The following is a 9,597-nucleotide window of genomic DNA, read 5'->3' on the forward strand; positions in this document are numbered from 1 at the left end:
AATTATAAATATAAACAAAAAATAAACCGCTTGTTTGATTCTCAATAAAAGCGTATTAAATATTTATTTAATATCAAGTTTGGCTTTTTCGATAGTGCGTCGGTCCCCCGATCCATGCGAGACACTTCCGATCTCTGACCTTTTTGGTTGTGTATTTATCAACGCCTCCCTACCTTGTAATTATCGATGCTAAAGCGTTGTATATTCGAGAGGTGATTTATGAGTGCCGGTATCGTCAAGTGGTTCAATGAAAGCAGGGGTTTTGGCTTAATAACACCGGATGATGGAGGCGCAGATCAACAAGTAGCCTAAGCCGTCCAATGCTGACTCGTGTTAGGGTCCAACGATGAAAGGGAGGTTTTCATGCACCGAACGATCGCGTACCGCGGCTTCGAGATTCAGGTCGAACTGATTCCGGCTGCTGATGAGGACACTTTTGATGTGACCTTTCAGATAACGGGCACTACAAATCTCGAAGTGCTAGGCGCTCGGGGAGGCCGCATCCCGTTGCGCAACGGCCCTTTTACTGAGCGATGGGCCTATTTGGTAGCCGAAATCGCCGGTCAAGCTGCAATCGACGTGTTACTCGGTCCCGGCAACTGATTCCATGTTTTTTCCCCGACGCAATGCGCTCCGTGACGCACAAGGGGACGCCCCCGGCCGGTTATGCGGTACGGTTAAAGAGTTGACGACACCCGTCTACGGCATTGGGCTCTGGTCAGCCCCAAGATCAAACTAGCAGGTAAGCGTTCGCCCCAGCGTTCCGCTCAGGAACAACAGCACGCGATTATTTTTTATATGCGAGGATGAGCCCACTGGGGAAACATCTCTTGGTGCCGTGTCCAGCAATGCGCCTTTGGAATGCCACGCTCGATGTCACCCGCAATCAGCCGAATCGGGGAGGATCCATGAAACTTCGCGTCGGATACGAACTGTCGTACGAGTGCCCACAGCCTACGCCGATGATGCTGATGTTGAACACGCATTTTTCGCATGCAAAGGATATTGCCATAGCGGATCTGCTCGTTACCGATCCGCCGGTGCCAATACGGCAGTACCGCGATTTGTTCGGCAATCTGTGCAGTCGAATCGTCGCGCCTGTCGGGCGTGTGAAATTGAGCACGAGAGCGCTGCTGAATGTGCCAAGTGCCATGGAAACGCGGCCCATCGAGGGGAGGGGCCATCCCGTTGAGCAGTTGCCCGACGACACGCTGATTTTTCTATTAGGCAGCCGTTATTGCGAAACCGATCTGTTGGTCGAAGTCGCGTGGCAGCTTTTCGGCCAGTGCACGCCGGGTCGCGAGACTGCCCTAGCAATCTGCGACTTCGTGCACCGGCATATCGAATTTGATTACGGGCATGCGCGGCCGACCAAAACGGCGTGGGACGCGTACCGTGAACGCAAAGGCGTCTGCCGAGATTTCGCTCATCTGGGCGTCACCCTATGCCGGGCGATGAATATTCCGGCGCGCTACTGCACCGGCTATATCAGCGATGTGGGCTTGCCGCCCGTCGCGGCACCGATGGATTTCGCGGGGTGGTTCGAAGCCTATGTGGGCGGTAGCTGGCAGACCTTCGATCCGAGAAACAACGCGCCGCGCATTGGGCGTGTTTTGATGGCATACGGACGTGATGCTGCCGATGTCGCAGTTAGCAATGCATTCGGGCCCGCCGTCCTAACGCACTTCAAGGTGCACTGCGACCGGGAATGACCGAGCCACAGTCCGCCAACGCCGAGTCGGCGCGGAAATGTACGGATAGGACGCGTTCGCGTTGCAATGTCGTCGTTCGAGTCGAGCGATGCATTGCAGAATTGCTTAGCGTTCGTGGCACGACGGCGTAAGGTTAGCCAACGCATGAGGTCTCTTCCAGCGGCCGCGTTGGAGAAGGTTGAATGTCAGTTGTGGGTCGCAAGCCGTCAGTCGGCACGACGAATTTCCGTTTAGGCGCACACCTGCATGGGGTGCATGTGTTAGGAGGTTCCAAACTTCTCTCTCCGAGCAGAATATTAGGCGATTGCCTAATATCTATGCCGACGGCGCCGACTCACACACCGGCCTTTGGTGCGGGTGACGCATTCATTGTGTGAGCATCAGGCTGCGTCACGAACGACCGCGCTTCGTCGAGCGAACAAGAATCCCAATCACTCGCTACAATCGTCTGAGCCGGTGACGATCGCCGATCGTTTTTCGCTCCACAGTCTTCGGAAGCGCATCGTTAGCGAGTGATGCCCCTGCAAATAAATGCAGCCGATTATTCTTTATCGCAATTTGACCGAAAGCGTCCTCGCCTCACGAAATACCTTGACAGTGCCGAACCCTCAACGTACTGTGTCCGAAGAAACATTCAAGAAGCTCGATTGCTGATCATCATTTTTCTGCGTTTTCTGCGCGGTACTCGCTGTCCTCTCTCCCTCCTTGAAGTTTTTCTCGCTCCGCAACGGAGTTAATTCGATTATTTCAAGGATTCATCATGGAAACCGGTACCGTTAAGTGGTTCAACGATAGCAAGGGCTTCGGCTTCATTACGCCAGATGCTGGCGGCGACGATCTGTTCGCCCACTTCTCCGAAGTGCGAGGCGAAGGCTTCAAGTCGCTCGCAGAGAATCAAAAGGTTAGCTACGAGACCAAGCGCGGCCCCAAGGGCCTGCAGGCATCGAATATCACCCCGCAGTAACGTCGTTCAAGGGCCGGTCAACCGGCCCTTCGCTTGTATAGCATCCGAGCGGAGCCATTGCGCTCCCGACTTGATCGCACCATTTCGAGGTGTGCATCATTTGTCTTTCCGACACGATCTGTCTCGCTCCCACTTTCGAAGTTTCCGACTTGTATGGCCCGAATGCCATGCAACGGTCACTCGCTTTCCATTTATGAAAAATAATAACCATAACCACCATTACAACGGGTATCTGGTCTCCCCCTCCGCGTACCTGCTTCCGGACGGCTGGTTTGCGGCCAACCTCCTGCTCGAGCGGGGCGATGCCGCCCATGCGGCGCCCGCCGCATACACATTCCATGCACTGGACTATTTCGACACCGAACTGCAAGCGCTGGGGCACGCGAGCGCATGGGCACGCGACTGGATCGACAATCGCGGTTGATCTGAGTAGCACCCGGTCACATCGCAAGACGTGTGCTCGTTGATCGGCTGGTTTCTTCGTCAGTCAGATAATGGCGCCAGCACGCTTTCTTAGGGAACAGCGCGATCACATCGCAGGGTCAGGCTTTCCTCCGGTCCGTTGACAAAAACTCGTGTTAATCCGGCGCGCCACGGAGGAGATATCCCCGATGTCGCCTCACGCAATTGATGTACCTGCCCCAAAAACGGATGTCGCCCAGGAAAGGAATGTACGCCGCTCAAAATGCGGGGCAACTTGAGAAGTCGGCGAAATACTAAGGCAGGGCAGGCTGGGTAACACTTACACAATATGCATTGAGTCCTGGATGCAATGCGCGTATAACAAATATATCGAACATCAAGTCTGACGTTTATCGATCAAGCGTCGATCTCATTGCGAGACACTTCCGATCTCTGAATTTCTTGGTTGTCCGCCACTTGCGCCGAGTCACGCGTTCCGCGAGGACTATTCGCAGGGAGAACCTGGGGTTCACATGAGCACCGGAATTGTAAAGTGGTTCAACGGCAGCAAGGGCTTTGGTTTCATCACCCCGGATGATGGCGGGGATGACTTGTTCGCCCACTTCTCAGAAATTCAACCTCAAGGGCGCACGGAGTTTCGCACCCTGCAAGAGAACCAGCACGTTTCCTTCGACGTCACGCGCGGCCCGAAAGGCTTGCAGGCATCCAACATCAAGCCCGCGTAGCTTCTTCCCTATATCGCTCGCTAGCATCGCCGTATCAACGCCGCGATGCGGCAGTGCTCGTCATGTCGGAGGAAATATGTCGCACACATCACCCTCATACAGAGGCTTCAGTTTGGAAACTCTGGTGTTTTTAGACCCGGACGCGACCCAAGCAAGCCGTAAGCACGAAAGATTGCTGGCTGTATCCGTGCGCATTACCCCGAGTACGTCTATCGGTTCAGTTCTGCCGTCAGAGTCGCGAGTGTTTCGCCTTGAGACGGTCCTGTTCGATTCAATTGGCAATGCGCGGCGCGCTGGCGACGAGTTCGGCCGCACATTGATAGACGGGTTTATCAACGAGGCTTCGCTGGAGGCATAACCCCATGGGCGCATCTCCTAACTGGTTCTTGTATTCCGGCTACGTGCCAGCTGACGCGGCACGGCTCCTTTCTTTCGGATCGATCGCCCGTGCGATTTGTTTGAACAATCGGACTGACGCGTCTGCGCATGCGCAGCACGGTCCCATCGCTAAGTGGCTACGTCGGCGAGCCGCTGAACGCAAATTCCCCAACTGAGCGGCTCTATCGAAGCGCAGCGCACAGGGTCATAAAACTTTTACAGGAGCGAATATGCTCGCCCTTTCAGCACAAGCCATCACTGCGGCGCTTCAACGCATTGCGGAAAAAAACCCGAAGCAACCATCAGATGCGGTTATCAATGCGTTGCTCGCACGCGAGTTGATACATCGGGTCGGCAAGCACTTTGAGCCGACGCAATTTGGCCGCGCCTACTTCCGACACGCATACACCATTCGCCCTGCGTGGTAATAAAACATAAGTCATTTTAATAGTATCGGCTCAACAAAACTTTTCGTTGGCACTCGCGCCATCTTCTTGCCGGGCATGGACCTTTCACTTTCTTGCTCGGCCCGATTTAGTGTGGTTTCGCCGCCCACATCTGACGTTATTCCTGCCCCGGCAAAGATGCATCAGTGCATATGCTAGGCATGTGCCATAAGGAGTTGATCATGAAAATGGAGCGAATACTACTGCACGTCTATGGCGAACGCCAGGACGCGGCGTGGACACTCACTTGCCTCGATTTGTCGTTTTCCTCGAGCGCCACAGACCTGGTTAAGGCCAAGGAATACGTCAGAGCCAACGCGTACGAGTATCTACAGGGAAAAGTGATTGGGGAGAATATTCAGTTCCCGGCGGTCGTCGTTAGTGCGAATGTCATTTCTCAACGAAAAATGAAGTATTGGTTGGCGCGCCTCTGGCAAAACGTCGACGGGCGTACGCGCGGCCACATCTACGATGAGGTCGTGGGACTAGATGAGGGACATCCCGCATTCTCTTAATTGCTGCGAGCCCCCGTGGGCGAAACTCGACAAGTATTACCTCGCTTGTCGAAAATTCTTACGGGTGCGAACAACGTCGACCCTTCGGAGCATTGATCGTGTGGACTTTTTCGGCCAATGTCTAAGGAGGGGAAACCTGATGAGAAGCGTATCCTGGTTCTTTGCGGCAGTTACTGTCGCTGTCATCTTGCTGGTTTATTGGGCAACCAGATAAGAGGAGCGCGATTAATTGCTGAACACGCTCGTGCTTTTCCTAAAGAGCCGAGTAAGTGATACTCCGCTTTCTGAGCGGCGACAATCGACGGGCACGAGGCGACCTGTCGCAAACTCCTGCCGCACCTCCCCGACGACCCATATAAAAAGATATTTAAACAGAGCGTTTCTGTCATTTCGATCACTCTCGTTATCTTTTTGTGCCAGCGCATCGTAGATTCGTGCGCAGGCGAGTCCTGCTACGTGCGCGGCGTCAGTGTATCTAGCAAGCTTTCCCGCAGCTTGGTCAGTCCGAATGGGCAAAGCCTGTCATCCCCGTCGCCGAGAGCACCGCGGCACTCGCCGTCTTTCGCGCGTCGCTGCAATTTGAAACCGATCGCTCCGATGTTGTCTGTGCACTGGATAGCAGATCGCCTGGCTTCGTGTTGCTCGACGTTCGAAGTCCGGCGCTGTTTAAATGCAGCCACATTCCTGGCGCCGTGAACTTGATGCACGGCAAGATCATCGCGTCGAAGCTCGCCGATTATTCGCACGACACGCCCTTCGTCACCTACCGCGCGGGACCGCACTGCAATGGCGCAACGCGAGGTGCCATTCGGCTGACTCAATTGGGACGGCCAGAGAAGCTGATGATCGACAGTATTAACTGATGGTTCGACGAAGGTTTCGACCTTGCAGTGAGCGGACTTGAGTGCTCGATCCGAGTGCGCCTTGATGAGGGGCTTGCACTCAAAGATCTACATAGCACGCTCGGCGAAGCACGGCGATGACTCACATCGCGATCGCTGAATCACAGAACGGCAGCCCTGTTGCCTGGCTGGCAAAGGTCACCGACGAGCAATATCAGGCTGGTGCCACCGTGCTGGAGAATTGAGGAGCTGGAATGATGGAGGCTCGTACTCTCGGAAGCTCGCGACGTTCAATCTCGCGATTGATAGCAAGCCTCAGGCGTGCGACCTCACGCGGTTGCGTGTCCAGGATGTCCGTCGCGGACGTAAGCGGCGTCGAGGGCAACAGTCATGCAGCAGAAGACACAGCGGCCAGTGCATGAAATCACAGAACAGCCCCCGGAAAGCCTCGAAGCGTGAATCAAAGCCCGGGGACTGAAGACGGCGAGACGTGGTCAACCAGATCACCCAACCCGCCACGACAAAAAGAAGCCCAAGGCATTGCGAGGGCTGAAATCCGGTCGCCAGGGGCATTTCGGCTAACGGTCATCTCAAGCTACGCCCCTTTTTGATTGCCATGACTAAGGAATACCCGTGCGGCTAGATATCAAAGACCACTTTGCTAACTGAGGATCGTCCGTCTCGCTTGGTTGACGACAGTCCCAGTAAAGTCAAGCGCCGTGTTTGAGACGACAGCGTCGCTGTTGATACCCTGCGCCTCTACATAGCCGCTATTCGTAAAGGTGATCCGTTGAACCGTTGAGTCCGTTCTGTTGTTGAACTTTAGGGCGCGGGATCGCATTGCGCCGATCTGGCTTGCTGCGGCTTGACGCACGTCAACGCGAGGCGTCGGCAGACGTCGTGAATCGTGGTCACGCGGCTATAAATAGGCAGACAGTGGCGATACGACGTCACGGCCAACCGTTGGGTGAACAGGAAGACACCCATCTCAGGAGCGATCAAATGAGCCTACGGAAAATCTGCGTTCACGTGGACGACACCGCGACGGGGGCGGCGCGGCTGCGCTTTAGCGCCGAGTTGGAGCGACAACACTAGGCCCGTCTCTCGGGCATCTATTTGCCTCACCGTCCCGGGGCGGTTCACTCAGGACAGCTTCAGTCGTCGGGCGAGCATTTTCAAACCGAGTCGCATTCGCGCACGGCACTCCAGGCGGCTGAGCATCTCTTCGCCCAGTTGTGTGCCGAGAGAGACATCGCTGGCGATTGGCACACACCCTACGGTGCGGCACCGGCGATCCTGGCGAATGCCGCACGTGCGACGGACCTTTGCATCGTCGGTCAACCGGATGCGCCGGGCAGTGTTGCCGCATTGGGTCTCGATGGACTCAGCGACGTCATCCGGTGGGCTGGCGTGCCTGTCATGGGCCTTCCGCATAGCGCCCATTCGACGTATGCTGCAGCAGAGAGTCTGCGCGGGCGCTTCGAACGGTTTTCGATGGTGAGTACGGAGAGCTTGACAGGATCGTGCCAACTCACGAATTGCACGAGTTCGGTCTTGATGCCATACACGGCATGTTCGAAACGACTGTATCCAAAACCGTGAGAGGCAATATAGCGAGTGTTCTCAAGACGGATTGGAGATGCGGTCGGGCTCCAGAGATGCCCGGTTTCGTCGTCGCGCAAAAAGAACGCCTCACTGCACGGATCGACGACCGGATCGTTCGACCATGGCGTCAGTTGATTGGCTTGGCTATTGGTCGACCAGGTATAGCCACCCCCTGACTCCGAGACCTGGAAACCAAATTCCGGATTGGCGATGATGTTCAGCCATGGCGCAGGTGTGCGCTGGCCCGGACCGAGTACCGTCACGTACTCGCGCCCCTGCTCGGCAAGCCGACTTCCTGAACCGTCACGGCAAGTCGAAACACCACCCTGCACTGCCGCTTTTCACGACGGACGACGCCCGGCGAGCGATTGAGCGATTGACTCCGAGGGCGTTCGACACCCCGCTTGAGGTCTGCCCGGAAGTTCAGGTGACCTTCTGGCATGCGGGGCACATCCTTGGGGCCGCGATGGCACAGGTGGATGCCAACGGGAGGAGGATTCTCTTCCCGGGCGATCTTGGACGCACCGACGATCCAATCATGCCCGCACCGGCCAATCCAGAAACGCCGGATTTCCTCGTCCTTGAGTCTACATACGGGGATCGGCTGCACGACCGCACCGATCCCGGGGCTCAGTTGGCAGAGATCCTGCACCGGACGTTTGCGCGCGGGGGCAGCGTGATCGTCCCCGCGTTTGCCGTTGGACGGGTGCAAAGCCTGCTTTACTGGATTGCCCGGCTTAAATCGGTCGGAGAGATGCCCGATGTGCCCGTCAATCTCGACAGTCCAATGGCGATCAACGTGACGAAAACCTACTCGTCACATCTTGCCGACCAGCGGTTGAGTGCCTCGGAGTGCGAGCAAATGTGCAGCGCGGCCACGTTCGTCACGAGCGTCGATCAGTCCAAATGGCTGGACACGCGCGCGATGCCTTCCATCATCATCGCGGGAAGTGGCACGGCCACGGGCGGACGTGTCCTGCACCATCTCAAGGCGATGAGCGGCAATTGGCGAAACACGGTGCTCTTCACCGGGTTTCAGGCGCCGGGTACGCGTGGCTCGACGATGGTGAATGGCGGGAGCGAAGTCAAAATATTTGGTGATTACGTTCACGTCAACGCGGAGGTTGTTCAACTCGACACGCTATCTGCTCACGCAGACTATGGCGAAACTTTGAACTGGCTTTCGAAGTTTCACAAACCGGTGGGCGGCATCTTTCTGAATCATGGCGAGCCTGCTGCCGCCGACAGTTTGCGCAGGCGCATTGCCGATCGCTTTGGATGGCCCTGTCAGGTGGTAGAGCCGATGCAAAGCGTTTGCCTGGATGACAGCATCGTCGCTCCGACTGGCGATTCCTATGGCGAGGGCGAACACCGTGAAGATTGAATTCCCGCACGTCGCGCCCGCGTATAACGCAGACGACATGACGATCGAATTTGCCGCGGACTGTGAGCGTAAGCGAATTGTGTGTGCGATCTCAGCGGAAGCGCTGGAAGATCATTTCGAGGCAAAGTCGTGCCATGTCGATGATTTGGTGGTTGCCTTCAAAACGCATAGGGCTTCCATCGAAAAGACCGCTGAACGCTATCTGCTCCTGTGTCATGGCGCCCCGGTTCTGCTGCGTAGTGGGCACTTTCGGTGGACGTCGGCACACCAGCCTGGCGAATAGAATCTCGGTGGACCGAAAGACTCCGCGTCAGAGCGTTGGCCGTCAGTCAAGCTTGACTGCGGCAACAGAATTGGCCCCTTATTCTGTCCACGTTAGGACGTGCAACAGTTTTGCACCTATATTTTGTCTCGTCGCAGAAAAGTACCTAAATTATGTCCAAGTCCATGGACAGAAATTAGGGTGCCGACGTCGCGGGTAAAGCGCTAAGTATTTGATTTGTAGGATGCAGCGATTTCTCTGTGAGTGACATGCCCCCTTCAATCGGGCCAATGGGCTTCTAGCAAAGTCCCTTTAAACCAACTCCTGGAAAGCGGTAGGAG

At 55.8% G+C, this 9,597-nt stretch carries 12 protein-coding genes and 1 pseudogene; 12 read left to right on the forward strand and 1 reads right to left on the reverse strand.

Annotation, left to right across the window (positions count from 1 at the left end; genetic code table 11):
* Positions 1–219: 219 nt before the first annotated feature.
* The 10 genes and pseudogenes from PAN31108_RS13735 to PAN31108_RS26785 all read left to right on the forward strand — a co-directional run.
* Positions 220–312: a cold-shock protein gene (locus PAN31108_RS13735; RefSeq protein ID WP_107338540.1), complete on the forward strand. Its 93-nt coding sequence runs from the start codon at positions 220–222 to the stop codon at positions 310–312.
* A gap of 51 nt (positions 313–363) precedes the next feature.
* Positions 364–603, forward strand: a complete 240-nt coding sequence (locus PAN31108_RS13740) for a hypothetical protein (protein WP_107338539.1) — start codon at positions 364–366, stop codon at positions 601–603.
* 305 nt (positions 604–908) lie between these two features.
* A complete protein-coding gene (locus tag PAN31108_RS13745; RefSeq protein WP_150669391.1) occupies positions 909–1,712 on the forward strand; it encodes a transglutaminase-like domain-containing protein in 804 nt (267 codons plus the stop codon).
* Between the two features lie 760 nt (positions 1,713–2,472).
* Positions 2,473–2,676, forward strand: a complete 204-nt coding sequence (locus PAN31108_RS13750) for a cold-shock protein (RefSeq protein ID WP_107338538.1) — start codon at positions 2,473–2,475, stop codon at positions 2,674–2,676.
* 193 nt (positions 2,677–2,869) lie between these two features.
* Complete coding sequence (locus tag PAN31108_RS13755) at positions 2,870–3,100, forward strand: hypothetical protein (protein WP_107338537.1); 231 nt, start codon at positions 2,870–2,872, stop codon at positions 3,098–3,100.
* A 511-nt stretch (positions 3,101–3,611) separates the two neighbouring features.
* On the forward strand, positions 3,612–3,824 hold the full coding sequence (locus PAN31108_RS13760; RefSeq protein ID WP_107338536.1) for a cold-shock protein: 213 nt from the start codon (positions 3,612–3,614) through the stop codon (positions 3,822–3,824).
* 608 nt (positions 3,825–4,432) lie between these two features.
* The gene (locus tag PAN31108_RS13765) at positions 4,433–4,630 is read left to right on the forward strand and encodes a hypothetical protein (protein WP_107338534.1); all 198 of its coding nucleotides are present in this window, start codon (positions 4,433–4,435) and stop codon (positions 4,628–4,630) included.
* A 200-nt stretch (positions 4,631–4,830) separates the two neighbouring features.
* Positions 4,831–5,163, forward strand: a complete 333-nt coding sequence (locus tag PAN31108_RS13770; protein ID WP_150669392.1) for a hypothetical protein — start codon at positions 4,831–4,833, stop codon at positions 5,161–5,163.
* 524 nt (positions 5,164–5,687) lie between these two features.
* Entirely contained in the window at positions 5,688–6,026 is a 339-nt protein-coding gene (locus tag PAN31108_RS13775; protein ID WP_107338532.1) for a rhodanese-like domain-containing protein, read from the forward strand.
* Positions 6,027–6,279: 253 nt separating this feature from the next.
* Positions 6,280–6,461 (forward strand): annotated as a pseudogene (locus PAN31108_RS26785) (integrase); the annotation flags it as partial.
* Positions 6,462–7,342: 881 nt separating this feature from the next.
* On the opposite strand, the gene PAN31108_RS13785 reads toward PAN31108_RS26785, so the two are convergent.
* Complete coding sequence (locus tag PAN31108_RS13785; protein WP_257960005.1) at positions 7,343–7,873, reverse strand: hypothetical protein; 531 nt, start codon at positions 7,871–7,873, stop codon at positions 7,343–7,345.
* Positions 7,874–8,037: 164 nt separating this feature from the next.
* Between PAN31108_RS13785 and PAN31108_RS13790 the strand changes: the two genes are divergently transcribed.
* Positions 8,038–8,994 carry an MBL fold metallo-hydrolase gene (locus tag PAN31108_RS13790; protein ID WP_246183946.1) on the forward strand — a complete coding sequence of 319 codons (957 nt, stop codon included), beginning with the start codon at positions 8,038–8,040 and terminating at the stop codon, positions 8,992–8,994.
* On the forward strand, positions 8,984–9,277 hold the full coding sequence (locus tag PAN31108_RS13795) for a DUF1488 family protein (RefSeq protein ID WP_107337584.1): 294 nt from the start codon (positions 8,984–8,986) through the stop codon (positions 9,275–9,277). Before PAN31108_RS13790 ends, PAN31108_RS13795 begins: the two co-directional genes overlap by 11 nt.
* The last annotated feature ends 320 nt before the right edge of the window (positions 9,278–9,597 follow it).

This window comes from Pandoraea anhela (genome assembly GCF_902459655.1).
Lineage (GTDB): Bacteria > Pseudomonadota > Gammaproteobacteria > Burkholderiales > Burkholderiaceae > Pandoraea > Pandoraea anhela.

Bases quoted from the DNA above. Each gene is read 5' to 3' on its own strand.
- PAN31108_RS13735 (WP_107338540.1), top strand. From the start codon at position 220: ATGAGTGCCGGTATCGTCAAGTGGTTCAATGAAAGCAGGGGTTTTGGC.
- PAN31108_RS13740 (WP_107338539.1), top strand. From the start codon at position 364: ATGCACCGAACGATCGCGTACCGCGGCTTCGAGATTCAGGTCGAACTG.
- PAN31108_RS13745 (WP_150669391.1), top strand. From the start codon at position 909: ATGAAACTTCGCGTCGGATACGAACTGTCGTACGAGTGCCCACAGCCT.
- PAN31108_RS13750 (WP_107338538.1), top strand. From the start codon at position 2,473: ATGGAAACCGGTACCGTTAAGTGGTTCAACGATAGCAAGGGCTTCGGC.
- PAN31108_RS13755 (WP_107338537.1), top strand. From the start codon at position 2,870: ATGAAAAATAATAACCATAACCACCATTACAACGGGTATCTGGTCTCC.
- PAN31108_RS13760 (WP_107338536.1), top strand. From the start codon at position 3,612: ATGAGCACCGGAATTGTAAAGTGGTTCAACGGCAGCAAGGGCTTTGGT.
- PAN31108_RS13765 (WP_107338534.1), top strand. From the start codon at position 4,433: ATGCTCGCCCTTTCAGCACAAGCCATCACTGCGGCGCTTCAACGCATT.
- PAN31108_RS13770 (WP_150669392.1), top strand. From the start codon at position 4,831: ATGAAAATGGAGCGAATACTACTGCACGTCTATGGCGAACGCCAGGAC.